Here is a 26,434-nt window from a genome sequence, read left to right as displayed (position 1 = left end):
CTTGGCGCTCCGTCTACAAGATCCATCTATTGGCCGGGGGCGCGGGAAAAAAATGGCGCAGATAATCGCCGCCAAGGGTGCACGGGTCGCCGCCGCAGGGTTGAAGGAGGAGTGGTTACAGCAGACGGTGCGGTTGTGCCAGCGAAGCTGGCGGCGAGCCCGCCTATTATGTGACCGACGAGGCGGCGGTCGAGCGGCTTTTCGCCACTGTTGCCGATGAGTTTGGCGCCGTCGATGGTGTGGTCAACAACGCCGGAGTCAATCGCGACATGCTTTTGGTCAAGGCCGAAGACGGTAAGGTGGTCGGTAAGATGCCCCTGGAGAGCTGGAAGGCCGTGATCAAGGTGGACCTGCGCGGTGTATTCCTTTGCGCCTGCGAGGTGGCAGTCAAAATGATCGAAGGTGGACGGGGGGTGTGATCATCAATATTTCCAGCATTTCTCGCGCCGGCAATATTGGTCAGACCAACTTATACTGCCGCTAAAGCCGGTGTGGCGGCCATGACCGTGACTTGGGCCGAAGAACTTGCCCGTCATAGAATTTGGGTGGCCGCTATTGCCCCTGGTTTCTATAATACTCGGATGGTTGCGGCCATGCCGGCGAAAGTGCTGGACAAGATCAAGGCGAAAATCCCACTCGGACGCTTGGCCGATCCGAACGAGATAGGGCATTCCGTGGTCTATCTTTTCGAGAACGACTATTTCAATGGCCGCGTGCTCGAGGCGGGCGGGGGGTGCGTTTGTAGAGAAGCGCCTACCGCTTCTCTCATTCCGGTGCTAGCCGAATAAACCCGTAGGAACGGATTTTTGAACTGCCGAAAGCCGCTCCGAAGGGACAAGAAGCAGGGAGGGTTTGCGTAGTCCAGTAGAACGGAGACCGGCTCGGGGCGCTGGGCAGGCTTTACCGATGTGACGAATAATACAGCGCTGCGCTCGGGATTGTTCTGACAAGCCGTGTAAACGGAAGGAGATTGAGATGGCCGCTACGGACGATCTTCGCAAGGAATTGGACAAGCTAAAGGCGGATTTAGCGCGCTTGCGCGCGGATACGAGTGACGTTACGCGTACGTTGCGCGAGCTGGGTAGCGAGAAGCTGGATGATGTGCGCGGTTCTGCGGACGAGGAGTTCCAGCGTGGGCGCCGGATACTGCGCCGCGGCGTCGAAGCGGGACGAGAGCGTGGCCGCCGCGCCCTGGCGGAGGTGGAGGAAGATATAGGCGCTCATCCCTACGCCAGTGTCTTTGCGGCCGTAGGGGCCGGCTTTGTCTTGGCGAAGCTGTTGGATATCGCTACCCGCCGCTGAGCTAAAGCCGCTTCATCGCATACCCGATGTCGATCGTAGCGTATTGCACCCGCCTCGGCCGCTGGCCGGGGCGGTGCGTGGGAGTGTCTCCTGTATTGACCCCGGTAAGCGTTCAGAGTGGCTTTTGCAATAGACCTCCGAGTTCCTAGGAAATAGCTGTGTATTGTTCCCGGGCGAAGGGTTCGATCAACCGCGAGCCGTTAGCCGATTGCCGATGTTTCGAGGCGATATACGGCTGTCTTCCACCGCCTGCCTCGTGTAAGCCGAGTCCGTGACCATCGCATTCTGGCTCGCATGTTTATTCACAGTGATAGTGGGTCGGGATCGAAGGGAGAGCAATGAAGCGCGTCCGAGAGTTTCCGTATACGGTTCAAAAGCAGGATCCGGTTTGGATACCCATGACTGACGGGGTCGAGCTCGCGGCTCGCCTATGGTTGCCCGAGGGTGCGCAGAAGGCTCCCGTGCCGGCCATACTCGAGTACATCCCGTATCGTCGCCGTGATGGTACCGCGTTTCGGGATGCGACCATGCACCCTTATTTCGCCGGGCACGGCTATGCCAGTGTGCGGGTCGACTTGCGCGGCAGCGGCGACTCGGGCGGTGTGCTCAAAGACGAGTATCTAGAGCAAGAGCTGAGTGACGGTGAGGCCATACTGGAATGGATTGCAGCTCAGCCTTGGTGTAATGGCTCAGTCGGGATGATCGGAATTTCCTGGGGTGGCTTCAATGGCTTGCAGCTTGCGGCCCGGAGGCCGCCCCAGCTCAAGGCCGTGGTCACCGTATGCTCGACCGATGATCGCTATGCCGATGATGTGCATTACATGGGTGGGTGTCTGCTCGCGGATAATCTCTCTTGGGCCTCGACCATGTTCGCATACAACTCTCTGCCTCCGGATCCCGCGGTGGTGGGCGAGCGGTGGCGCGCGATGTGGTTCGAGCGGTTGGAGGCCAACGAACCGTGGCTGGCGACCTGGCTCGAACATCCGCACCGCGATCCTTATTGGGAACACGGTTCCATCTGTGAAGACTTTACTGCCATCGAGGTGCCTATATTGGCGGCAAGCGGCTGGGCGGATGGTTACTCTAACGCGGTGCTGCGGTTGCTTGCTAATCTGAAAGTGCCACGGCAAGGATTGATCGGGCCCTGGAGCCATAAGTATCCCCATTTGGCTGAGCCGGGGCCGGCCATCGGCTTTCTGCAGGAGTGTCTGCGGTGGTGGGATCACTGGCTTCTGGGTAAGGATACCGGCCTCACCGAAGAGCCGATGTTACGAGTCTGGATGCAGGACAGCGTACCACCGACCACGAGCTACGCGCACCGGCCGGGACGCTGGGTAGCTGAGCCGGTCTGGCCGTCGGCTACGATCAGGGCCTGGTATTTGCCCCTGTCCCCGGGGCGATTGGTTACGGCCGAAACCGACTTACCACTACAAGAATCCAGTCTCACCGTTCAGTCTCCGCTCACGTGCGGGTTGTTCGCGGGTAAATGGTGCTCCTATGCGTCCGGTCCTGACCTCGCCCATGATCAACGCGAGGAAGATGGGGGGGCGTTGACCTTTGATAGCCTGCCGCTCGAAGAGCAGGTCGAAATCCTGGGGGCGCCCGTCGTGGAGCTGGAGCTCTCCGCCAATAAACCCGTGGCGATGATCGCCGCCCGACTCTCGGACGTGGCGCCGGATGACAAGGCAACCCGCGCGACTTACGGCCTTCTCAATCTGTGCCATCGGGACAGCCACAAAGAGCCGGCGCCGCTCGAACCGGGACAACGTTATCGGATTCGGCTGGAGCTGAACGATGTCGCGCAGGTTTTTCCGGCCGGGCATCGGTTGCGATTGTCGATCTCCACCTCCTATTGGCCACTCGCTTGGCCGCCGCCGGAACGTGTCCGGCTCACACTCTACGATCGTTCGAGTCGCTTCATTCTACCGGTGCGGCCGCGCCGCCCAGAGGACGAGCGGCTCCGGGCGTTCGGCCAGGCTGAGGGGGCGCCGCCCATCGCTTGTGCAATGGTCGAGCCGCCGCTGCATAACTGGTACGTGCACCGCGACCTCGCCAAGGATGTGTCGACGCTGGAGGTAGTCAACGACGAGGGAGTCGTCCGCCTCAAGAGCTTGGCGCTCGATGTTCTAGTCAAGGCAGTAGAGCGCTATTCCTCGCGCGCAGATGATTTCGACTCGATTCGGGGCGAGACGCGTTGGGAGCGCGGTTTGCGCCGGCGAGACTGGACCGTGCACACTGTCACCTACACTTTGCTTACGTCCACGGCCGATGCCTTCCACCTCCATGCCTATTTAGATGCCTTCGAAGGAGAACGGCGAATCTACAGCCGGTCCTGGAATTACACCATTCCACGTAATCTTGTATAGACAGCCATGTTAGGGTCAATCGTCGCCGGGGTTTGGGCGCGGCGACGATTTCGGCCCGTCAGGTACCCCTCGAGTCACTTGCAGACGCAGAGTTTCCGGATCCGCTTCGAGCAATGCGCTGGTGGCGCGGACCAGAGCGCGGGCCACCCGTTCGGTGGCGTCGAGCGACACCCACTCGTTGGCCGCATGCGCTTGTTCCAGATCGCCGGGTCCATACAAAACCGTCGGCGTCTCGGCGAGCCGGATCCAGGCCGACATATCGCAGCCGTAAGGTGCGGCGACAATCTTGGGGCGTTCGTTGAAGGCTATCTCCCCGGCATCGGCTAGGCAGTCGACGAGCGGATGCTCGATAGGAGTTTGGGCTGAGCCGAAGCCGAGTGCCTTCCAGTGGAGAATGGGCGGATGCGCGCGTAGCCATTCGTTTCCCTGGACACCCTCGTGCAATGTGCGCTCGAAGCGGGCCTGAGCTTCGGGGATGGTCTCACCCAGTGCGACCCCGACGCGTAGCTGAACCTCAAGGCGATCCATAACGCTCGATGACCAATTGCCGCCTTGGATGACGCCGATATTGGTTGCATAAGGTAGCGCGAGATTACGCATCAAGGGGTGTTGTTCGGTCTCGTTGAGCTCGTTTTCAGCGCGGCGCAGCAGCTCATGGATGGTGAGATAGTGATCCAGCGCATTCTCTCCCGACAGCCGGTCGCTGGCGTGAGCGGACAGCCCTGGGATCTCGATGACACAGGACATCGCTCCGGCATGAGCCACTACCAGTTCCGGTAGGCCACCGCGGCAGGTCGGCTCGGGGATGATGGCAGCATCGGCCTGCAAGCCGCGCCGGATGGCCGCCAAAGTGCCCAGGCCGCTGTCCTCCTCGGCCGGTACGGCGACGAAGGCGACCCGGCCGGGGAAATCGCGTGGGCCACTGGCGAACGCTTCGAACGCCTCCAAGGCCGCAATGACTCCGGCCTTCATATCGGAGGCCCCGCGGCCGTAGATGCGGTCGCCCTCACGGGCTCCGGAGAAAGGCTCCAGGCGCCACTGGCTGTAGTCCCCGGCCGGGACCACATCAATGTGGCCGGTTAACAAGACCGTGGGCCCGGGGCGGGCACCGCGGATGATTCCCGCGACCACCGGCACCCACGCCCGTTCGACCTCGTGCCCGGGGTAGGCTGGGTCGCTGACCAGCTTGGCGATGCTGTCATACCAATAGTCCAGTTCGGCACCCCCGGCGCTGAGCCAGTCGGCGATCCGTCGTACAGCGGGTTCCTCGTCGCCGGTAACGGAGGGCAGACGGATGAGATCCACCAAGCGATCTTCAATACGCTGCGCGTCGATGAGCTTTGAGCGGTCCTTCATAATGGATTCCCTGTTCTCGCCGGGAGAGTGTCAGCCTCGCGTATGACGTTGCCAAGCGCAACCTCCGCTTACAGTCGCGTTAGGCCTGCAGGCCCGGTGCGCCTGGATAGATCTGTATGAGCACGTAGCTGTAGCGCGCGCCTGCTGGGTCAGTTCCGATCAGCGAGTGTCCGGCGTGGCATGGGGCGGCTCGATCATCAAGCCGGCCTTGGCCGCCTTTAGGCTTTGCTAGCTTTGTAGGGTCTTGAGGAATTCGTTCAGCGGGTGAGTATTGAGTACATTTTGCGGTTCGATCCAACCGCGCCGGGCCTGATTTGACCGACGCCAAAGCAGATCTTGGCGAGATCCGCCAAGGCAGATCTATGGCCACGAAGACCTTCTCCTCGCTGCCACCAGCCGCCTCGGCCAACATGGAATATGTCGTACTCGTCGAGCTTGAGGCGTTGAACTTGAGGCCGGCCGCCGCTGATGGGCGATGGTGTGAGAGTAGCCGGCAATGACTCGGGCTGCGTTGCTATAGGGACGAATCCGGAGCGGGTTTGCGTTTGGAGCCCCAACAGACTCGCCAGCTTCTCGAAGAAGCTGGCGATCTCGGTATTGGGTAGCGCCATACGTATTCTATTTATACACGGCAGCTTTGCTGGAGTGCTATCAATCAGCCTCGCGCCATGGCCTCCAGCCGGCGGATTCGCTCCTCGGTGGAAGGGTGGGTGGTGAACAGCCGGGCAAGGCGCAGCCCGCTGAGCGGATTGACGATAAAAAGATGTGCCGTGGCCGGGTGATTGGCCGCCGTCTGCATCGGTGCGCGCTGGTTGGCCTGCTCCAGCTTGCGCAGTGCGCTCGCCAGCCACAGCGGATTGCCGGTGAGCTCCGCGCCGCCTTGATCCGCGCCGAATTCACGGGAGCGCGAGACCGCCATTTGGATCAGCATGGCGGCGAGTGGTGCCAGGATCATCATCACCAGCGCCCCGAACACGCCGCCACCGCCCTGTTCGTTGTCGTTACCTCTCAGCCCACCGAATAACAGCATCCACTGCGCCATGTTCGCAAGCATGGTGATGGCGCCGGCGAGCGTTGCGGCAATAGCGCTCACCAGCGTATCGCGATGCCGGACATGGCTGAGCTCATGCGCCAATACCCCGATGAGCTCCTCACGGTTCATGATACGTAACAGCCCTGTTGTCGCTGCCACCGCGGCGTGCTCCGGGTTGCGCCCGGTGGCGAAGGCATTGGGAGTATCGGACTCGACGATGTAAACCGCTGGCATGGGCATTTGAGCCCGCCGGGCCAGATCCTCCACTATCGAATACAGCTCGGGGGCCGTACCCGGGCCCACCGGTTGGGCACGGTACATGCGCAGCACCAGCTTGTCTGAGAACCAGTAGCTGCCGAAGTTCATCACCATGGCCAATACCAGCGCCACGACCATACCGCCGTTGCCGCCCAGCGCCTTACCGGCTATCAGCAGCAGCGCGGTGAGACTTGCAAGCAAAACGGTGGTGCGCAGTGTGTTCATTGATCCTCCTGCTGAGAACCTTAGGCTTCGCACTATTATGATCCACCCTGTTCATGTCGATTTCTATATAGAGCCGGTGCTTGCGGTTCTCAAGCCCCCGGTTTACCAGGCGGAGGGCCCGCTGCATGCGGCGGCCCGATCAACAAAGCCGGGGACAGGTGAGGGGAGACTTTGGCCGTGAGCTTTCTCTTGAATCATTATCGGCAAGGGAGCTTGCGTCATCTAAGCTTGTCTAAAGAAGCGTGTCACACTCAAATTATGTCTATGCTCGGCGAGGAGGAGGGCAACATGCGATGCGTCGCTCAGTTTGAGGTTGGCTACACTGGCTATCTGGACCACGAGCTCCGGGTAACCGGTCCTCTGCCCGAGTTCGCCCGCGAGCCGGTTCAGTTGATTGCGGCCTATCGAGCCATGGCGAGTGCGCGTGCGTTCGACCGCAAAGCGATCAACCTACAACGCACTGGCCAACTCGGAACATTTGCCTCCTGCCTCGGCGAGGAGGCGATTGCCGTTGCCGTCGGTTTGGCGATGCGCCCGGAAGACGTTTTGTTGCCCATGTACCGTCACCACGGTGCTTATCTCAGCCGGGGCGTGCGTATGGCAGAGCTGTTGGCTTACTGGGGCGGTGACGAGCGCGGCATGGATTTCCAAAGCGTGCGCGAGGACTTCGCGGTCGCCGTGCCCATAGCGACCCAGGCCCCACATGCGGTGGGCGTCGGTTACGCGTTCAAATATCGCAAAGAACCGCGGGTCGCGGTCTGCCTGCTCGGCGACGGCGCCACGTCCAAGGGGGATTTCTACGAGGCCATTAATGCGGCGGGCGTCTGGGAACTGCCGGTGGTTTTCGTGGTAGCCAATAATCTGTGGGCCATCTCTGTGCCGCGCACGCTTCAGAGCCGGGCGCAGACTCTGGCACAGAAAGCCATCGCGGCCGGTTTCGAGGGTGAGCAGGTGGACGGTAACGACTACATCGCGGTGCGTGATCGCCTGGATCAAGCCCTGCAACGTGCCCGCAGCGGCCAGGGTCCCTGTCTGATCGAGGCGCTTACCTATCGGATGGGCGATCATACGACGGCGGATGACTCGCGACGCTATCGCGATGCCGAAGAGGTCGAGGCGTGGCAACGCCGTGATCCGTTGGATCGTTTGCGCGGCTATTTGCTGCAGAGCGGGGCTTGGTCGGAGGCGGACGAGGAGGCGCTGCAGGTTGAATGTCAGGAGGCGGCGGATCAGGCGGCGCAGCTTTACCTGGAGCGGCCGCTGCAGCCACCGGCGAGCATGTTCGACTACCTCTACGAGAGGCTGCCGCGCGCGTATGCCGAGCAACGTAAGGCCTTGGCGGATCCGAATGATGTTTGATAGGAGGCGAGCGCGAGCACCTCATCCCATATCGTGATCCCGGCCGGCGCCGGGATAAGGCGCAAAACGGTCGTTGCGGGGAGATGGCAAACATGCCTGAGATGACCTTGGTTGGCGGCGTTAATGCCGCACTGGCCTACGAGATGGCCGCCGATGACCGGGTGCTGGTCTTCGGCGAGGACATCGGGGTCAATGGTGGTGTTTTTCGCGCCACCGAGGGGTTGCAGCAGCGTTTCGGGCCCGAACGGGTGATCGATACGCCGCTGGCGGAGGGGCTCATTGCCGGCATGGCCGTGGGGCTTGCCGCGCAAGGACTGCGCCCGGTTGCCGAGATTCAGTTCATGGGTTTTAGTTACCCCACGCTCGATCAGCTAATCAGCCACGCCAGCCGGCTGCGTAATCGCACCCGCGGTCGGTTGTCCTGTCCGATGGTGCTGCGGGCCCCTTTCGGGGGTGGCATTCACGCCCCTGAACACCATTCGGAGAGCACTGAGGCGCTGTATGCACACATTCCGGGGCTGCGGGTGGTGATTCCATCCTCGCCTGCTCGAGCCTATGGACTGTTGCTTGCCGCCATCCGTGATCCCGATCCGGTGGTTTTTCTGGAGCCCAAGCGGATCTATCGGCTGACCAAACAAGAGGTGGCGGATGACGGTGAGGCCATGCCGTTGGATGTGTGCTTCGTAGTTCGTGACGGCACCGACATCACACTGGTTACTTGGGGGGCAATGATCCACGAGACGCTGCAGGCGGCCGAACAGCTCGCTAAGGAGGGGATCAGCGCCGAGGTGATCGATGTCGCCACGTTGCGGCCCCTCGATACCGAAACGATCCTGGAGTCGGTGGCCAAAACGGGGCGTTGCGTCATTATCCATGAAGCGCCCCGCAGTGGTGGTTTTGGTGCCGAAATCGCCGCCGTCGTCGCCGAGCACGGTCTGCTCAATCTGTTGGCACCGGTAGCCCGGGTTACGGGCTATGACACCATTATGCCGTTGCTCAAGCTGGAGCAGCACTTTTTGCCCTCGGTCGAGCGGATTATGGACACGGTACACAAGACGATGGAGTTTGCATGAGCACATTCAAGCTGCCGGATCTGGGTGAGGGGCTTGTCGAGGCGGAGATCGTGGAGTGGTTCGTCCGGGTGGGCGAGCAGATCGAGCGTGATCAGCCGCTGGTCTCTGTGGAGACGGACAAGGCGATCGTGGAGATTCCGAGTCCACAAACCGGGCGCATCGAGGAGCTGTTGGGCGATGCTGGCGACGTGATGCATGTCGGCGATCCATTGGTGGTGTTTGGCGGGGATGAAGCACGGGGCCAGGAACAGCGAACGTCCGCGGCCACGCCGAAACAGCGCGACGAATCCTCGCGGGAGAGCACCACCGTCGTCGGTGAAGTGCGTGCCGGTGAGGAGGTCATCACCGAGAAGGCGGCTGAGGTGAGTCGAGGGGTTCGGGCGACTCCGGCGGTGCGTGCGCTGGCGCGGCGGTTGGATGTCGATCTGGCGGCTGTCACCCCCACCGGCCCGGGCGATTCCATTTCCCGGAACGATGTACAGCGCGCGGCCCAGACACTGGCCGATGCCGGTCCGCTAGAGCCGCTGCGCGGCGTCCGGCGAGCCATGGCCCGGACCATGACGCGGGCCCACTCGGAGGTCGTGCCGGTCACAGTCTCCGACGATGTGGACGTGGAGTGTTGGGCGCCGGGCACTGATATCACGCTGCGCCTTATCCGCAGCATTGTGGCCGGCTGTCGAGCCGAGCCGAGCCTCAATGCCTGGTACGACGGCCACGCGATGGGCCGTCGATTGCTGGAGAAGGTCGACTTGGGAATCGCCGTTGACAGCGAGGACGGGCTGTTCGTCCCGGTCTTGCGCGACGTGGGTAATCGTGACGCGCAGGATCTGCGCCGCGGGTTGGACGCTCTAGTGGCCGATGTCAAGGCGCGCAGCATTCCGGGCGAGGAGATGCGCGGCTACACCATCACGCTGTCCAATTTCGGCACCATCGCCGGGCGGTATTCAGATCCCGTGGTCGTTCCTCCGACGGTGGCGATCGTTGGCGCCGGTAAGATTCGCCCGCAAGTGGTCGCGGTGGATGGTAAACCAAGTGTCCATCGGATTCTGCCGCTGTCGCTCTCCTTCGATCATCGCGCCGTCACGGGGGGGGAGGCCGCACGTTTCTTAGCGGCGATGATGGCTGATTTGGCTGAGCCAAGCTGAAGCGGGGGCAAGCCGATTGGCCGCAACTCATGCCCCGAAACGGCAGTGGGTAGTGAACACAATTTTACTCGCGCAGACCACGCGACGAGGGAGAGTAACTGCAATCTTCGACCGGGCTGCCATACTTATTGTTGAGTGCGCTGCCGGATGGTCCGGCAAAGAGGTGGCTTGCGTCCACGTAGCTTAGGAGATCAGAGATGACCACGTGGACTCCTGATCCGACTTTTTATCCCTCGCCGCGTTTGGCGATGCAGGCTCCCGCTGAGACCTTGGCCTACGTGGCGCTGCTGGACGCCGTGGGCGCGAAACGCCCCGATGCCCTGGGCGTGGTGGACGTGGAGCCGGGCTCCACGAGCTATGGCCAGTTGATCGGCCAGGTGGATCTGCCGAATGTAGGAGACGAGTTGCACCACTTCGGTTGGAATGCCTGCAGCTCCTGCCTGTGCCCCTATGCGCCCCACCCCCATATGGAGCGGCGCTATCTGGTCGTACCGGGCCTGCGTTCTTCGCGGATCCATGTATTCGACGTCAAACCGGATCCTCGCCAGCCGCGTCTCGTGAAGGTCATCGAGCCTGATGTGCTGGCGGCACGCACCGGCTATTCCCGCCCGCACACCATCCACTGCGGTCCGGAAGGCATCTACGCTACGGCGCTTGGCAATGCTGAAGGTAAGGGGCCGGGCGGGATTTTTCTGATGGACCATGAAACCTTCGAGGTTCGCGGTCGTTGGGAGGTGGATCGGGGGCCACAGCAGTTTGCCTACGATGCGTGGTGGCATCTGGGTTATGACACTCTGGTGAGCAGCGAATGGGGCACGCCGGAGATGATCGAGGAGGGGTTGGTGCCGGAGCTGTTGCTGGAGGGCAAGTACGGTCACCACCTCCATTTTTGGGATCTGCAACGGCGCCGTCACCGCCAGGCCGTGGATTTGGGCGCGCAACAGCAGATGGTATTGGAACTGCGCCCGGCGCACGATCCTACCAAGGCTTATGGGTTCGCTGGGGTTGTGCTCAGTCTGGAGGATCTCTCGGCCTCAGTGTGGCTTTGGCACAAATCGGGCGACAGCGAAGATTGGAAGGCACGCAAGGTCATCGAGATCCCAGCCGAGCCGGCCGCAGAAGAATCGCTGCCGCCGCTGCTCAAGGCGTTCAAGGCTGTACCACCACTGGTGACCGACATCGATCTCTCGCTCGACGATCGATTTTTGTATGTTTCGTGCTGGGGAACGGGCGAGTTGCGGCAATACGATGTCTCCGATCCTTTTCAGCCCGTGCAAACCGGCTCCTGCCGTCTCGGCGGCATTGTCGCGCGCGCGGCGCATCCCGCCTCGGGCCCGCTCAACGGTGGTCCACAGATGGTCGAGCTCAGTCGTGATGGGCGCCGGGTTTATCTCACCAACTCCCTGTACCGGGCCTGGGACGAGCAATTTTATCCGGAGGGGATCGCGGGTTGGATGGTCAAGCTGGATGTGGCACCGGCGGGGGGCATGCAGCCGGATCCGAACTTCTTTTTGTCCTTCGACCCTTCGTTGCGACCGCACCAGGTTCGCCTTGAAGGAGGAGACGCCTCGTCGGATTCCTTCTGCTATCCCTAGCACGACGCATGCGGTTCTGAGTTCATGAGCGCGCTGGATCGCGGCCATGGATGAGCTGTGGCCGTGGATCGCAATGCTCGGCCTGGGCGCTTTCCACGGCATCAACCCGGCGATGGGTTGGCTGTTCGCGGTAGCCCTGGGGCTGCACCGCGGCCAGCGCCAAGTCGTGTTGTTGTCCCTGATTCCGCTGGCCCTGGGGCATGCCTTGGCGATTGGGGTCACCCTTGTCTTGGTGGCGCTAGTGGGCCGGATGCTGGATCCCGGAATCTTGGGGGGCGGCGCGGGCGCATTGCTGATCGGCTGGGGACTGTATCACGCGGTGCGCGGGCATCGTTATCGCCTGCGGGTGGGCATGCAGACCGGCATGGTGGGTTTGCTGCTTTGGTCGTTCGTCATGGCCACGGCGCATGGTGCCGGTTTGATGCTCCTGCCCGTTTTTTTCGCTTGGTTGGATAGCCAACATGGCCATTTGAGCGCGGCGAGCCCCCCAGCGCTCCTTTTGGCGGTGGCTGGCGTTGCCGTGCACACGCTGGCTATGTTCACCGTCGCCGGGATGAGTGCGGTTGCGGCCTACGAGTGGGTCGGGCTCGCGGTATTGCGACATGGCTGGGTCAATTTGGATTGGCTGTGGTCGGCCGCATTGGTGGGGGTGGGAGTAATCCTGCTCGTCATATTTTGAGTGTCACCCGTCGGTTGCCTCGCTGGGCGTGTTTTACGGATGGAGGTAAGCCGAACGTAATTTACCTTCATCCGCGATCAAGGCCTCGCTATTGGGCAAATGGAGCGCGTTCTCATCTCTGAATTGGCAAAGACTCCGCAGCCGTGAAGGCCCGGGCCGGCGGGCGGCGGACCGTCGGAGGGTGGACGAAGAGCACTTTTTGCTGCGGCGTAGAGCGCTCGGCCGGCGGGCGCATCTGATATCGAACTGGGCGTTGGTGGTCGGTTAGTTGACGTTTCGAGTTGTACACACTTGAGAACTTCCATAACATCTTGACGAAGTTCGTCTGGCCATGCGCGAGGCGATTCGCCGCAACTCCTGCCATCGTTTGCAACGCGCTCCATCCGAGGTGCCTGCGATTGAGCACGGCTTGCGTCTTCACCAGCTCCTCATAGAATCGCTCGAGCGGCAGGGTGGTCGGCAGCACAGCGTGCTGCACGTCGAAGAGACGGTAGTCGAGCGTCGTTAGCTTCCTCGACTCGGTATGCCAAATTTCTGTGCCGGGGTAGGGCGTCTGCACGGTGACATGGACGATCTCGGGAACACTCAAAGCCCACTCGCGCAGCTGCTCGAATCGCTTCACGTCCCAGGCCGGATCGGCGATGATGTTGATCGCCACTCGAATGCCGAGTTGGCGCGCCACCTCGAGCGCCTCGAAGTTCTGATCGGGTGTCGCGCGCTTGCGAAACGCCCGCAGACCTTCTTCGTCGAGCGCCTCGAGGCCGAGGAACATGTACTGGAGCCCGAGCCGTGTCCAGCGTTCGAAAACCTCCCGATTGCGCAAGAGCACGTTCGGGCGTGTCTCGAGATAGTATTGCTTTCTGACACCGCGCCGCTCGACCGCATCGGCGAGATCCATCCCGTAGTCCGCCTTGATGAAGGCGACATCGTCGACGATGAAAGCGCTCGGCTCCTTGATCGAGGCCAGATCCTCCGCCGCGGCCTCGGGCTCGAGCCGGCGATAGCTCCGCCCATAGAATGTCCATGCGCTGCAAAAGGAGCAATCCCACGGGCAGCCGCGCGTGAACTCGATCGAGGCGCACGGATCGAGATGGCCGATGAAGTACTTCCGACGTTTTCGACACAGATCGCGCGCCGGCGGATGGAGCGAAAGATTCTCGAGCAATCGGGGCGCCGGACCCGCCGCCTCACGCGTCACGACGCCCGGAACGCTCAGAGCCCCACCGTCTCTGGCCGCTTCGATCAACAGCGCCGCCGATTCCTCGCCTTCGCCGCGGATAATGCAGTCAATCGCCCCGTCGGCGTGTTCGAGTACCTCCTCGGCGACGAAGCTCACGCTGTGCCCGCCGGCGAAGATGAATACGCCGGGCCGGTCTCGCTTCGTCTCCTTCGCCAAATCCAGCGCCTCGGGGATATTGGCCAGATAGTTGAGCGAGATGCCGACGAAGTCGGGCTGAAAGGATTCAAGCTCCTTGAAGTAGTCACGGTGCTTGAAAATCTGCAGGTCGACGAGCCGCACCTCATGGCCCGCCCGGCGGATCGCCCCTCCCACGCGCTCCAGCCCGAGCGGTTCGAGGCGCAGATAGATCTCCGAGTACATCAAAGCACTTGGATGCACGAGCAAAACCTTCATAGCCCACTCCTGACCGTCGATTCCGATGTCCGGCGAACCCGAGAGGCGAGGGGATTATACGTAGCCATCGGAGCTGAGCACGCACTCGGGGACGAACTGTGTCGATCCGAGTATGAGTATAGGCAATAATTAACCCTCTTTTCGTAAGCCGGAACCACCTGCTCGCGCTCTCACGAGTGGTAGATTTCTGGGGCAAGTCGGGCATCATCATGGCGATTTTGCCCTACACTTGGCTTTCCGGATCTGCGGAACTGATGGGTGATACGGTCGAGCGTGAGGTAAGCGGCTTCGGCAACCCCACGTTCCGGATGCCGGTCAATCTCTATGGGGTGCCGGCGCTGACGCTGAAGGAATTCAAGGACTACCAGCAGAACCTGATCGTCGGCGTGAGCCTGCGGGTGAACGCGCCGTGGGGGCAGTACGACCCCAGCCGCGCCGTCAACATCAGCACCAACCGGTGGCCGCACGACCGTCGGCGGCGTGGAGAAGGCCGACCTTCAGCAGAACCGGCGTGTGGGCGGCCCGCTAGCGTTTCCCATAGACCGACACAATTCGGTCAAGATCTTCGGCAGCAGCGGCGTGTCGTCCCGCACCGGCAATGGCTACGATTTGCTGGGCGTCGCCTGCAGTATCGGTGGGGCGGCGGGCTGTGACGCATGGCGGTGGCGCATTGCCGGGCTGGTGCTGGTCGCAATCTATTCGATTTTCCTCCAGCTATGGTTACGAGCAGTTGATCCACGACGTGCCAGTGCGGGGCCTGTATCAGCGCGGCCTCACACAACGGATACAACACCGTCGTTATACGATCGAGCGTATCGCCCGTAACAGGTGCTCGATATCGTCATCGGCGAGCGCGCCCATGACGGCGATGCGGAAGATCGATTGCGCGAACTCGCCCTGGCCGGCGTAAATCACGTAGCCGGCACGCTTGAGATGATCGTGCAGGGTCGCATAGTCGAGACCCTTGGGTAAGCGGAAGGCGTTCAGTACGCAGGAGGATTCGCCGTCGAGCAGCAACGGCTCGATACCCAAGCCGAGAAGGCCGGCGCGCACGCGGTGCATCAGGCTACGGTAACGCTCCCGGCGTCGCTGCCATCCACCGGCCCCGGCCAGTTCGGCCAGGGCTTCGTCGAGCGCGTAGAAAGTTTGCACCGACTGGGTGAACGGCGTACTACCGGTATCTTGAGCGGCCAGGTAGGTCGCCAGGTTCAGGTAAACGGTGCGCGCTGTGGCGCGTTCGATGACGGGGCGGCGGGCGATCACGAAGGACGTACCCGGCACGCCGTGCAGACACTTGTTCGCCGTGCCTGCCAGCGCATCGATACGCCAGCCCTCGAAGTCAATGGCTTCCGCACCAAAGCTGCTGACCGCATCGACCAGCAGCCGCGCGTCGTGGGTGGCCGCAACGGCGCTGAGATCGTTCAAACGGCCGGTTGTTGTTTCATGGTGGACTACCGCGATCTGTCTCGCATTGGCGTCTAGGCGCGAGACGTCGATCGCCTCGACCCAAGCATGTGCCGCACGAGCGGTGTCGATGCCATAAGTCTCGGCGATGCGCGCCATGCGTTCACCGTAGACGCCGTTTGCAACGACTGCGAGACGGCCGTTTGCCGGCACCAGCGAGCTTAGCATGGCCTCGACGGCCGCGGTCCCCGAGCCGGTGAGCAGGATGGCGGCCCATTCGGCCGGGTCGAGATCGTAAACGCCGAGCAGCGCGGCGCGGATCCGTTGCTGCAACCTGGCGAACTCCGGTTCGCGATGGCAAAGGTCCTCACGCAGTAAAGCCTGCCGAACGCGCTCGCTGAGCGTCACCGGACCCGGGTTGAGCAGCTTCATCGGCGCCACGGGATCAGCGTAACAACTTGCGTAGGCGCGCTGTTACCGCCGCCGGCGAGACCTTCGGCCGCGGCAGCTTGTCGATCGTTCCCGGCCGGATCTTCAGATGCAGCAGGCGCGGACCGGGAAGATCGGGATTCCCGACCGTCTCGTCGATCAGAGTAACGTCGTCACCGCTCATCACTGTCCGGTAGCCGCAGGCGGCGGCGATCTCACCGAAGCACACGTTACCGCTGACGGTCGCCTGCGCACCGGTAGAATCGTGCACCTCGTTGTCAAGTAGCAAGTGTGTGAAATTCTCGCCGCCGTAAGTACCGATGATCGCGAAATTGCCCATCCGCATCAGGGCGGCGCCATCCCCATCAATGATCACAACCTCGCGGTCCGGCTTCGCGAGCGCGATGCCCAGTGCGAACGATGACGCGCAGCCCATTGAACCGACGATGTAGGCTTGGTTGTCCCGGTCTTGTTGGGCGTAGAGTTCGCGGCCGGTATAGCCCGTGGTTGCGATGACGACCGAGCGCTCGATTGGCGTGCGGGCAATGACATGAGCCAGCACCTCGCTGCGCGAGGCCCGCTCGGTGACCCGGCGATCAAAACCGTGCTGGACCGGTACGGCGGCGTGCGCGACGATGGGTACGCTCGCACTGCTGAGTGCGAACTTCGCGACCGTGTCTTTTTGCATCACCAGCGCAAACGGTTGCTGCTCGCGCTGCAAGTAGTTGTCGGCCTCATCCAGCGCCGCCTCGATCCGGTCCAGCTCGGCCGGAAACGCCCGCCACGGGATGCCCATGGTCTCGAACAGCGCGCCGGTGATCGCGCCCATCTTGCTGTGCTGCGGTTCGTCCTCGACGCCGGCGGCGCCGCGATGGGTGCAGATCAGCAGCACGGGCAGGCGGAAGATGTTGCTCAGGGAGGTCAGCGGACTGACCGCGTTACCGAGGCCGGAATTCTGCATCATCACAACCGTACGCTGTCCGGCGATTTCCAGCCCGGCGGCGGTGGCAACCGCATCGCCCTCGTTGGCGTGCGAAATATACTGTAGGCCCTCAGCACCGATGACATAGTTGATGAACGGCGTAATAAAGGAGCAGGGCACCCCGATGTACCGATTGAAACCGCGGCGCCGGCCCGCCTCGACAAAGGATTCGGCGTTAATCATGCGAATATTGGCTAATCTGAAGTGGCGAAACGATCGGCGTGCTCGAGATCATGTAATGAATTTACGTCGAGCCAATGGCCGTGACAGTAATTGACCTGAATCTTGTGTCCTCGGTCTATCAGGTGATTCAGCATATTCGGCAGTGTGTAGTCTTTGAACCGCGCGTGCGAGCGCAGTTCTTCAATCGCCTGCCGGAGCAGTTCGACACCGCGACCGCGCGCATGCAGCAGGCCGATCCAGCGGCCATGCGCACGCTCACCAGCGATCATGGCATCGTTTGACATCCGGCGCAGGGAAACGTCCTTGCGCCAGATTTCGAGATCGTCCGGCCGGGAACAAACGACGTAATCCGGGGTGCCGCTGATCGGCAAATGCTCGTAAGCCGCGTCGACCACGATGGATAATTCGCCGTCACTGTCCAGCAGATCCTGCAGGATATAGCGCCGGAACAGCAGGTCGCCGTAGCAAATCACCAGTTTGTCGGTGAACGCTGGCAGCGCGCAGGCCAGCGAAGCCAGTTCGCCACTGGTCTCGAAGGCCGGGTTTTCGATCCGATTGATACCGGGGACGTCGACGGTTTCGGAATGGTAGCCGACGACCGCGACGATGCGGCGGATCCGTTGGCGCCTGAATTCATCGACCAGCCGCCGCAACAACGGCCGGCCGGCGACATTGACCATCATCTTCGGCCGGTCCGCGGTCAGATCGCCAAGACCCTTGCCGCGGGTTGCACCGAGCACGATCGCCGCGGTTTCGGCGCGTGGGCTTTTGGAGTAGCGGCGCTCAGCTGCACGCAGCTCCTCCGCACCCTGCAGTCGGAAGATCTCATCCATCGGTGCAATGGTGTCCTCGACTTCGAGTAGCGACTGGTCGCGATAAATCCGTCGCGCGCTCGCCTGCATAGCCTGCACCGCACTGCGGATCTGGTGGTTAGCCCAAATCACCATGCTGACCCCCGCTCTGCGGAAGACATCGGTCGGCGTACTGTAATATTTGGTTGGAGCAATCACGACCGGCGCGCGGTTTTCCCAGCGATCGATGAACGCCAGGATTTCGTCCGGTTGCGAGCGTTTGGAATGAATCAAAATGGCATCGGCGCCCGCCTCATGATAGGCGCCCGCGCGACGCACCGCTTCGTCGACTTCCCAGCCGGCGATCAGCGCCTCGACGCGCGCGATGATGCAGAAATCCTCATCACGCTGGCAATCTTTACCCGCTTTGATCTTGCCGCAGAACTCGTCGATCTCGGCCAGTGGCTGGCGTTCGCCGCCGATGAAACTGTTGGTTTTCGGGAACAGCTTGTCTTCGATACAGACCCCGGCGATGCCGCGCTGTTCGAGCTTGTGAACCAGCCGCCGCATGTTGTTGAAATTGCCGTAGCCGGTATCACCGTCGAGCAGTATTGGAATATGCGTGATGTCGGCCATGAACTCCAGCATATCCACGACCTGAGTCCAGCTTGCCTCGTTGTTGTCGCGGACCCCGAACTGGGCGGATAGGGCGAGGCCGCTGGCCCAGATCCCCTTGAACCCGGCCTCTTCGGCGATCCGCGCACTGATGCCGTTGTGCGCTTCGAGCAGGAATTCGAGCTCTGGTGAGGTGATCATCTGCCGCAATTGCGCAGCTTTGCTGGAGCGGCCATCGAAATGGATTTTAGCAACCATGAATTCGGGGCAGTACCTCGTCTCTGGCGCGTTCAATATCTGCGGGGAAATCGATTTCAATCCAGGGAATGCCGGTAACATCCTCTACACCGAACTCAGAGGGGCGCTCGAGTATGAGCTCGCGCAGTGCGTCCTCATACGGTGCAGCGCGGTTTCCAGCGTCGATGTATTGCTCGGCACGATCCGCCAACGCCGCCGCCATTGCCGGAGTGAAGTGGAAAAACCCAATCGATTCTCCGCAGTTAGTATACTCCAATGCCGGCGGTAGACGTTTGCCGAATTCGACGATGGTAGCGCCGGCGAGGCAGATCTTGACCGGCTCTTCACCGGACTCGAAGTCACGATCGAGCAGCAGGCAGTTGCGCCGCTCGCTGCTCGCGAGTCGCTCCAGCATGGCTGGCGCGTAGAGCACATCGGCATCCATCAGCAGGACGTTTTCGCTATCACGCAGAGCCTTCCGCAGACACCAGAGACTTACGATGCTGCCGGCCCGATAGTCGGGATTGAAGGTCGTTGTAACGTGCTCGGAGTAGATCGATTCAGCCAGCGCGGCCTCGATGCGGTCCGCCGCAAAGCCGGTGCAAAGCCGGATGTCCGCCACGCCCAGCGTATCGAGCGTACGCAGGTGTCGTGCGAGCAGCGTTTCACCGCCGAACTCAAGCAGGCATTTCGGGCCGTCGTGGCTGGCAGCGGCGAGTCGCCGGCCCACACCGGCGGCAAGGATGAGTGCACGCATCTCAGTCGGCGGCCCGCTTACCGCTGCGGGCGAAGACCTGCCGGAAACCGAAGTAGGCGATGGAATCTTTCATGTTGGATACGAATCGTAGCAGCGGGTGCATGGCGACATCCGTAACATATTCCAGGGTAAGGGCGATACGTCGCTCGTTGGCTCCGGCCGGGGTAATGCGGTGCCGGAGTTTATCACCGTTAAAGGCGACGAGCGTGCCGGGGGCGAGACGCAGTGAGAGCGATTCGGTTGCGCGGTCGCTGCGGGTGCGGTACAGCTCGCATTCGAGCCGGCAACTCGACTCGTCAACCAGCCCGAGCAGGACGGTGTAGCGCGTGCCGCGATAGTAGGACGTATCGTAGTGAAAACCGATGTGATCGCCAGGCTCTGTGTAGCAGTAGAGCGCATAGGTGTGCGGATCGTTCGGCGGACAGTACTCGAGATCCTGCCCGGTCAGTGTCCGCAGCAGCTCGACAAGCGCCGTATTGCGGTAAAGTTTCCCGAATACCGGCGCCAGCCGGTCGAGATCGAAGCGGCTGACACTGCCGCCTTTTTTGTGCCAGGGAATGTAGTTGCGGTTGATCGCCGGTGCCACCGTATCGAGGGCGTTGAGGCAGGCGTCGAGCAGCGGTTGTGGCAGAAAGCCTTCGACGACGATGAATTCGTCCTGATTGCGAAAAAGCTGTGTCAGTGCCGGCACGTCGAGCGCGGCGAGGGCGTCGGTTAGAGTGTCGGTTACGAATGCCTCCATTTCAACATTATAATATGATTCATATATTCATTGTAATGGGCTGATCTATAGTGAAGTTTGCCCGGTTGGCGTTCCTGCTGTCAGGGCTGGTGCTGCTGGTCATCCTGCTCGCGCAGGCCGATCTGGCCGAGATCTGGTTTGAAGCGAACCGCATTGGGATGCAAGGCGTAGCCTTCGTGTTGGTGTTGTTCGCCATATCGTTCTGGACCGACGCCACGAGTTGGCACGTCATTCTCGATGCGGTGCCGATCGACTGGCGCTGGGCGCGCCGGCTGTACGCCATTCGGATGGTGGGTGAGGCCTACAATAACATCACCCCGCTGGGCTCGGTCGGCGGCGAGCCGGTCAAGGCTTGGCTGTTGAAGGTGAATTACGGTCTGCGCTTCAGCGAGGTCAGCGCAACGCTGGTCCTTGCCAAGCAGACGCTCCTCATGAGCTTGGCGATCTTCGTTACGATTGGCTTCTTCGCGCTCGTGGGCAATGGCAAGTTTGGACCGGAGTATCGGCTTGCGGCCGGCTTCGGCGCCGGCATGATGGTGCTGTTCGCGACTATATTCTTCCTGATGCAATGGCTACGCTTGTCGACGCGCGCGGCCCGATTGTTGGGTGATACACGCATCGGTCAGCGGCTGACCGGGCTGATCGCCTTCGCCGAAAATATGGACGCGCTGTTCGCGCGGTTTTACACCAAACACCGGTTGCGGATCGCCATCTCGATTGGCTTTGCACTCGCCAGTTGGTTGCTGGGCGTGGTCGAGATCTACTTTGTGATGGGACTCCTTGGATACCCGATCAGTTGGTCCGAGGCCTGGATCGTGGAGGCGTTGGTGCAGACCGTGCGCACGGGTACCTTTTTCATTCCGGCCGGTCTGGGTACCCAAGAAGGCATGTTGCTGCTGGTGTGTCAGACACTGACCGGTGATGCTACCGTCGGTCTCGCCTTCGCGTTGGTACGCCGCAGCCGGGAGCTCGTCTGGATTATCGGCGGCTTACTGCTGGCTTCGCGTTATCATGTGTCGTTGTCGGAAGTGCGCCACGCCGAGGTATCCGACTGACGCGACCCCATACTCGCCTATGTGGCGGCCCTAGCTTGGTATGAGTCAGCCGAGGTGGATGAGAGTGTCGGTCGATGGATCCACTTACGCCGGAAATCAGTATCGTCATGGGACCGGGGTTCGCATCCGGCGCTGGAAATCGAAAGCGACGAGTGCGAGCGCGAGCGGCGCACCGATGGCAGCGGCAACCAGGAAGCCATCGAGCACGTCGAACACGATTACCAACGGCAGCAGGTACAACACGTCCTCGGCCTCGAAGCCAGCTGCGCTTACCTGGCGTGTTGCGACCTTGCCCAGGCGGTTCTCCAGCACGTTGCGAATTTGAAAGATGGTCGCCACTGCCGCACCGGCGATGAGCCCATAGAGAATTGCCAGCACGCCCAACTCCCCGCCACGCAAGCCAATGCCGATGCCGATGAACAGGCCGACCGTCACGATCGCGTCCGCTGCCAGATCGTAATAATGACCGAAGGTCGAGTACTGGTCGGTCATGCGCGCAAACTCACCGTCCGTGTGATCGAGAAAGTTCGACAACACGACAAGTAGGGCCGCCAACAGCGGCTGCCGGCCCAAGGCGAAGACGATGGCGCCGAACAGTCCGACGATGAGACGGATCGTCGTCAGATGGTTCGGCGTCAGCGCGGTCCCACGCAGAGGTGTGACCAGCCAGGCCGCCACCCGCGCATCCCAGGGGCGTCGATCAGCGGGCATCGGTGATCTGGCGCGGATACAAGAGAGACAATTTTGGGAATACCGGCTGCACGAGCGGGGCATACAACAACACCCTTACCAGAGCAATCGTTAGCATGACGCTTTCCGCTTCTTCCACTTTGCGCCGGTTTTTTGGTTGGTTCCGTAGCGCCTCACGAGTGTTCTCAGCTATTTTGTATGGTGCGCGCACTCGCCTCTGTACCGCGGCGGCAGGTCGCGCGCCGTCATCCTGGTCCGCGGAACCCACCGTGACAGAGCGTTATCAAAGGACTGCAAATTATGAGTCGACCCCGGTTTACCGGCTATCGACACTCTGCACGACCATCGGGAGCACGCGATACTGAACCCTCCAAGTGTCGTTGTCTCCTGTCAGGGGCGCCGCAACGTTCCGAACGATGCGCTGCTTTGGCGAGAGTTTCGCCCGGACTTTCGCCGGACGACGCACTTCGTGGAGCCGCAACAGGCGCAGGTAGCGCGGTGGGTTGGTATTGAAAGCGTCGGCAAAGATGTAATTCAGATAACGACGGCTCACGTGCACCGCAGTGCTTACGTCATCGACACAGAAGGGCGCCGCGATTCATTCACGCATATAGTGCTCGGCGCGCCGGGCAACACCTAAACAGCACAGGTTGCGCGTGAGCACCTTGGGCTGCTGCCCGTCACCAGCCGTCAGCATCGCGCCGAGGGCGCTGCGCATCTGTAGTCCCTCGGCGCGCCGCGTCGTTCGGGCAATCGATTCGATCCAGTCAGAAGGGATGATCAGCGACGTCCAGCCATACGCGCCTGCCGCCGTGTGGCCATCGAGCTCCCCGCCGGACCTAACCCATCTTTAACGCTCTCTGCCTGATTTCGGGCTGATTTGGGCGTGTATGCGAAGAGAAGTTATTGATTCGTATAGTGGCGAGGGTGGCGCGCTGGATGTAGTGCCATAATATTTGTTGTTATCCCTTGTGCGGAGCGCCCGCCCACGCTAGCCTCGCGGGCATGTTCATCCGCCGCACCCAGACCCGCAGCACGGCCACCGGCGAGTCGTATGTCACGTATCGTCTGGTGCGCTCCGAGCAGCGCGCCGGTAAGGTCCGCCAGCGCACCCTGTTGAACCTGGGGCGGCACTTCCCAGTGGCGCAGGCACACTGGTCGGCGTTGTGTGCGCGCATCGAGCAACGGCTCAGCGGCCAGGCGGCGCTGTTCGACGAGGAGGGGAAGGGCCTCCCGCTCGCCGTCGAGCGCCAGGCCGAGCGTATTGCGGCGCGGCTGCTCGCCGAGCAGGGCGGTACGCCGGCACCGGCCGATGCTGGCGGTGTACCCGGCGGTGGGGGTGACGTGCAGTCGGTGGACGTGGACTCGCTCTCACTGGTGCGCCCGCGCTCGGTGGGCGTCGAGCAGCTCGCCCTGTGGGCGCTGCGCCAGGCGGGCTTGGAGGAGCAGCTCCAAGCGCTGGGGCTGACCGGCCCGCAACGTGCGGCGGCGCTGGGGCTGATCGTTGCCCGCATGGCCGCCCCGGGCTCGGAGCGGGCGACGTATCAGTGGCTCGCCCGGCGCAGCGGCCTCGGCGAGCTGCTGGAGGTGGACTTCGAGGCGATGAGCCCGATGCAGCTCTACCGTACCTCCGATATCCTGCTGCGCCACCGCGCGGCCCTCGAAGGGCATCTGTTCGCCCGGGTGAGCGATCTGTTCGCGCTCGCCCCGACAATCACGCTCTACGATCTGACCAACACTTACTTCGAGGGCGAGGCACCGGTCAATCCGGCCGCGCGCCACGGCCACTCCAAGGAGCGGCGCAGCGACTGCCCGCTGCTCACCCTGGCGCTGGTGCTCGATGCTGCGGCTTTGTGCGCCGCTCGCGGGTCTTCGCTGGCAATGCGGCCGAGGGCAGACCCTCCAGGGGATGCTCACCGGCCTCGCGGCGCCCGCCGGCGCGCTTGTGGTCATGGACCGCGGGGTGGCCACCGAGGCCAACCTCGCCTGGCTGGCCGAGCAGGGCTACCGCTATCTGGTGGTCAGCCGCGAGCGCCGCCGCGCGGTCGATTTTAAAGAGGCCATCACCCTCGACAACGCCGGCGGGCAGGCCGTGGAGCTACTCAAAGTGCCCTCGGCCGATGGCCAGGAGGTGCGCCTGTATTGTCGCTCCGAGGGCCGCGTGCGCAAGGAGCAAGCGATCGCCGGACGCCTGATGGACCGCTTCGAGGCTGGGCTCGACAAGCTTGCGACCGGACTCAGCCGGCGGGGCACCACCAAGCGCATCGACAAGCTCTGGGAGCGCATCGGGCGGCTCAAGGAGAAAAGCCGCGGCCTCGGCCAGCACTACCACATTGAAGTGATCGCCGGTGACAGCGGCGAGCGCGCCCGTGCGATCCACTGGCAGCGCCTGCCCGTGAAAGGCTCTCTGGTCACCGAGCCGGGCGTCTATTGCCTGCGCAGCAACGAGACCGGCTGGGACGAGAAGACAATGTGGCGCACCTACATCATGCTCACCGACCTTGAGGCGGTCTTCCGAAGCCTGAAATCGGAGCTCGGCCTGCGCCCGATCTTCCATCACAAGGAAGAGCGCGCCGAGGGGCACCTGTTCATCACCGTGCTCGCCTATCAGTTCGTCCAGCTCATCCGCCACCGCCTCGCCGCCCACGGCATCTGCGAGCGTTGGAGCACGCTACGCGATACCCTCGCCGGCCAGTGCCGGGTCACCGCCACGTTCAACCGCGGCGATGGCCGCACCCTGCACGTGCGCAAGGCCACCCGCGCCGAGCCCGATCAGGCGCGAATCTATCAGGCCCTCGGGGCCGATCCCGCCCCGGGCGGCGTGCAGAAAACAATCGTGTGAGCCCGCTGATTTATAAAATGAACGTAATGTAGTGCCACTCGCCGCCGCGGCCGATCTTAACTCTCTGAGTATCGGGAAGTTATTTTTGGGGACGTTAAACTTGGGCTAAGTGTAGAACGCGCGATGAGTCCACGGAATGTCCGTTCCAAATGCCCCTTGATCGCCCGAGGAGGACGGACAGTCCGAACCTTTCCGGTTGCTCACGTTAACTTTTATAATCGTCTGCCTGCTATCCCAGGCGCCTGGGTGGGGCAACTCACCTGGGCCATGTCAATCGGCTCAACCGTTCAGGAGCTGGCGGGCCACGCGCCGGAACGCCGCCGTGATCTCGCGCTCGCGGGGGTGATGACCGTCGCTCAGCGCGCGTGTTCCAGCTACCCAAACCTCGCGGATCAGTTGCTTGTCGCCAGCGAACAGCCAGCGGTTGAGCAGATGTTCAGGTGGACAGCCGGCCAGCATGGGGTGATCGGCATCCAGGACAATTAGATCCGCTCCTCGCCCCAAGGCGATGGTGCCCACGGGTTGGCCGATGGCGCGGCTGCCGCCGTCGGCCGCACGCGCGTAGAGGTTCTCACCCACCGAGCGTTGAGCAGGACTCCATAGCCGGTTGCGCCGTTCCGCACGCAGGCGCTGGCCGTATTCCAGCCAGCGTAGCTCTTCGGTGACGCTGATCGAAACCTGGCTGTCGGAGCCGATGCCGAAGCGTCCGCCGGCCTGCAGGAAGGCTTCGGCTGGAAACACGCCGTCGCCGAGATTGGCCTCTGTGGTCGGACACAGGCCGACGATCGTTCCCTGCCACGCAAGCCGCGTGCACTCGGCGGCGTTCACATGGGTGGCATGGATGAGGCACCAGCGCTCGTCGAGCGCAAAGCGCTCGAGCAGCCATTCCACCGGTCGCTGACCCGACCAGGCACGGCAGGCTTCGACCTCCCGGCGTTGCTCGGCGATGTGCATATGAATGATCTCGGTCTGTGGCAGCGCTTCCAAAACGCTGCGGACCTGGATTTGCGTGACGGCACGCAGCGAGTGAAAGGCGGGTCCAAGGACCACGAGTGAGTGCTCCCCGATGGCCCGGTTCAGCGCATCGTAAAGGCTCAGGTAGCCCGCCACATCGTTTATGAAACGCCGCTGAGCCGGCGCTGGCGCTTGGCCGCCGAAGTCGGAGTAAGTGTAGAGCACCGGCAATAGTGTCAGCCTAATGCCGACATCCGCGGCGGCCAGGATGCATTCACCGAGCTCCTCCCGATTGGCGTAGGCGTGTCCGTCCGGTTGATGGTGCAGGTAGTGGAACTCGGCCACGCTAGTATAGCCACCGCGTAGCATTTCCAAATAGGCGTAGCGGGTGACGGTTTCGAGTTGCTCGGGGGACAGGCGGTTGGCCACTCGGTACAGGGCCTCACGCCAAGTCCAGAAATTGTCATCGGGGCAGTCGGCCACCTCGGTCAGCCCGGCGAGCAGGCGCTGGAAGGCATGGGAGTGAGCGTTTGCCATGCCTGGAATCGCCGGACCCGGCAGCCGCCGGGCGCCGTGCGGTGCTGCGTTGCGCTCGATCTGCCGAATGATGCCGCTGCAATCCAAGGTCAGACGCACGCGCCGCGCCCAACCGTCCGGCAACAGGGCCTGTTCTGCGTAAAGCGGCTGCATCGGCACCTCGGTGCGCTATTCCGTCCGACAGAAGTGCAA

21 protein-coding genes and 2 pseudogenes are annotated in these 26,434 nt (G+C 62.3%); 11 read left to right on the top strand and 12 right to left on the bottom strand.

The window, feature by feature from the left end; all coding sequences use genetic code 11:
- Positions 1-170 precede the first annotated feature (170 nt).
- The 3 genes and pseudogenes from NB231_RS19530 (at position 171) to NB231_RS07310 (ending at position 3,668) form a co-directional block, all read left to right on the top strand.
- Positions 171-788 (top strand): annotated as a pseudogene (locus NB231_RS19530) (SDR family oxidoreductase).
- 187 nt (positions 789-975) lie between these two features.
- Positions 976-1,302 carry a DUF883 family protein gene (locus NB231_RS07315; RefSeq protein WP_005001113.1) on the top strand — a complete coding sequence of 109 codons (327 nt, stop codon included), beginning with the start codon at positions 976-978 and terminating at the stop codon, positions 1,300-1,302.
- Positions 1,303-1,640: 338 nt separating this feature from the next.
- Positions 1,641-3,668 (top strand): CocE/NonD family hydrolase, encoded by a 2,028-nt coding sequence (locus tag NB231_RS07310; protein WP_005001111.1) that lies wholly within the window; start codon positions 1,641-1,643, stop codon positions 3,666-3,668.
- 15 nt (positions 3,669-3,683) lie between these two features.
- Here NB231_RS07310 and NB231_RS07305 read toward each other — a convergent pair whose 3' ends face one another.
- From NB231_RS07305 to htpX, 3 genes are all read right to left on the bottom strand, one after another.
- Positions 3,684-5,024 carry an ArgE/DapE family deacylase gene (locus NB231_RS07305; RefSeq protein WP_005001108.1) on the bottom strand — a complete coding sequence of 447 codons (1,341 nt, stop codon included), beginning with the start codon at positions 5,022-5,024 and terminating at the stop codon, positions 3,684-3,686.
- Between the two features lie 257 nt (positions 5,025-5,281).
- Positions 5,282-5,635, bottom strand: coding sequence for a hypothetical protein (locus NB231_RS07300; protein WP_005001106.1), 354 nt, complete (start codon positions 5,633-5,635; stop codon positions 5,282-5,284).
- 44 nt (positions 5,636-5,679) lie between these two features.
- The gene (gene htpX / locus NB231_RS07295) at positions 5,680-6,540 is read right to left on the bottom strand and encodes a zinc metalloprotease HtpX (protein WP_005001104.1); all 861 of its coding nucleotides are present in this window, start codon (positions 6,538-6,540) and stop codon (positions 5,680-5,682) included.
- 288 nt (positions 6,541-6,828) lie between these two features.
- On the opposite strand from htpX, the gene pdhA reads away from it, so the two are divergent.
- The 5 genes from pdhA (at position 6,829) to NB231_RS07270 (ending at position 12,391) form a co-directional block, all read left to right on the top strand.
- Entirely contained in the window at positions 6,829-7,899 is a 1,071-nt protein-coding gene (gene pdhA, locus NB231_RS07290; protein WP_040663502.1) for a pyruvate dehydrogenase (acetyl-transferring) E1 component subunit alpha, read from the top strand.
- 92 nt (positions 7,900-7,991) lie between these two features.
- Positions 7,992-8,972, top strand: a complete 981-nt coding sequence (locus NB231_RS07285; RefSeq protein ID WP_005001101.1) for an alpha-ketoacid dehydrogenase subunit beta — start codon at positions 7,992-7,994, stop codon at positions 8,970-8,972.
- Positions 8,969-10,117, top strand: coding sequence for a dihydrolipoamide acetyltransferase family protein (locus tag NB231_RS07280; protein ID WP_005001099.1), 1,149 nt, complete (start codon positions 8,969-8,971; stop codon positions 10,115-10,117). Before NB231_RS07285 ends, NB231_RS07280 begins: the two co-directional genes overlap by 4 nt.
- A 197-nt stretch (positions 10,118-10,314) precedes the next feature.
- On the top strand, positions 10,315-11,712 hold the full coding sequence (locus NB231_RS07275) for a selenium-binding family protein (RefSeq protein ID WP_040662027.1): 1,398 nt from the start codon (positions 10,315-10,317) through the stop codon (positions 11,710-11,712).
- 46 nt (positions 11,713-11,758) lie between these two features.
- Positions 11,759-12,391, top strand: coding sequence for a hypothetical protein (locus NB231_RS07270; RefSeq protein WP_005001097.1), 633 nt, complete (start codon positions 11,759-11,761; stop codon positions 12,389-12,391).
- A 112-nt stretch (positions 12,392-12,503) separates the two neighbouring features.
- Here NB231_RS07270 and hpnR read toward each other — a convergent pair whose 3' ends face one another.
- Positions 12,504-14,024, bottom strand: a complete 1,521-nt coding sequence (gene hpnR, locus NB231_RS07265) for a hopanoid C-3 methylase HpnR (RefSeq protein WP_005001096.1) — start codon at positions 14,022-14,024, stop codon at positions 12,504-12,506.
- 176 nt (positions 14,025-14,200) lie between these two features.
- Here hpnR and NB231_RS07260 point away from each other — a divergent pair, with 176 nt between their 5' ends.
- Entirely contained in the window at positions 14,201-14,677 is a 477-nt protein-coding gene (locus tag NB231_RS07260) for a transporter (RefSeq protein ID WP_005001095.1), read from the top strand.
- Positions 14,678-14,822: 145 nt separating this feature from the next.
- Here NB231_RS07260 and NB231_RS07255 read toward each other — a convergent pair whose 3' ends face one another.
- From NB231_RS07255 to NB231_RS07235, 5 genes are read right to left on the bottom strand one after another with little or no spacing between them, the layout of a single operon-like run.
- Positions 14,823-15,860 (bottom strand): 2-aminoethylphosphonate aminotransferase, encoded by a 1,038-nt coding sequence (locus tag NB231_RS07255; protein WP_005001093.1) that lies wholly within the window; start codon positions 15,858-15,860, stop codon positions 14,823-14,825.
- Between the two features lie 13 nt (positions 15,861-15,873).
- The gene (gene aepY, locus NB231_RS07250; protein ID WP_005001092.1) at positions 15,874-17,022 is read right to left on the bottom strand and encodes a phosphonopyruvate decarboxylase; all 1,149 of its coding nucleotides are present in this window, start codon (positions 17,020-17,022) and stop codon (positions 15,874-15,876) included.
- A gap of 11 nt (positions 17,023-17,033) precedes the next feature.
- Positions 17,034-18,629, bottom strand: a complete 1,596-nt coding sequence (gene aepX, locus NB231_RS07245) for a phosphoenolpyruvate mutase (RefSeq protein ID WP_408634400.1) — start codon at positions 18,627-18,629, stop codon at positions 17,034-17,036.
- Between the two features lie 46 nt (positions 18,630-18,675).
- A complete protein-coding gene (locus tag NB231_RS07240) occupies positions 18,676-19,422 on the bottom strand; it encodes a phosphocholine cytidylyltransferase family protein (protein WP_005001088.1) in 747 nt (248 codons plus the stop codon).
- Position 19,423: 1 nt separating this feature from the next.
- Positions 19,424-20,164: a 2OG-Fe(II) oxygenase family protein gene (locus NB231_RS07235; protein WP_005001082.1), complete on the bottom strand. Its 741-nt coding sequence runs from the start codon at positions 20,162-20,164 to the stop codon at positions 19,424-19,426.
- Between the two features lie 50 nt (positions 20,165-20,214).
- Here NB231_RS07235 and NB231_RS07230 point away from each other — a divergent pair, with 50 nt between their 5' ends.
- On the top strand, positions 20,215-21,219 hold the full coding sequence (locus tag NB231_RS07230; RefSeq protein ID WP_005001080.1) for a flippase-like domain-containing protein: 1,005 nt from the start codon (positions 20,215-20,217) through the stop codon (positions 21,217-21,219).
- A gap of 105 nt (positions 21,220-21,324) precedes the next feature.
- Here the strand turns inward: NB231_RS07230 and NB231_RS07225 are convergent, their stop codons facing one another.
- A complete protein-coding gene (locus tag NB231_RS07225) occupies positions 21,325-21,930 on the bottom strand; it encodes a CDP-alcohol phosphatidyltransferase family protein (protein WP_005001078.1) in 606 nt (201 codons plus the stop codon).
- A 295-nt stretch (positions 21,931-22,225) separates the two neighbouring features.
- Positions 22,226-22,468: a helix-turn-helix domain-containing protein gene (locus NB231_RS07215; RefSeq protein WP_232210413.1), complete on the bottom strand. Its 243-nt coding sequence runs from the start codon at positions 22,466-22,468 to the stop codon at positions 22,226-22,228.
- Positions 22,469-22,914: 446 nt separating this feature from the next.
- Between NB231_RS07215 and NB231_RS20425 the strand changes: the two are divergent.
- Positions 22,915-24,751, top strand: a pseudogene (locus NB231_RS20425) (IS1634 family transposase).
- 279 nt (positions 24,752-25,030) lie between these two features.
- On the opposite strand, the gene NB231_RS07205 reads toward NB231_RS20425, so the two are convergent.
- Positions 25,031-26,395: a formimidoylglutamate deiminase gene (locus tag NB231_RS07205; protein WP_005001070.1), complete on the bottom strand. Its 1,365-nt coding sequence runs from the start codon at positions 26,393-26,395 to the stop codon at positions 25,031-25,033.
- Positions 26,396-26,434: the final 39 nt, after the last annotated feature.

This window comes from Nitrococcus mobilis Nb-231, assembly GCF_000153205.1.
GTDB lineage: Bacteria > Pseudomonadota > Gammaproteobacteria > Nitrococcales > Nitrococcaceae > Nitrococcus > Nitrococcus mobilis.
The sequence above is the reverse complement of the archived record's forward strand: the minus strand, read 5'-3'. Positions and strand labels throughout refer to the sequence as shown.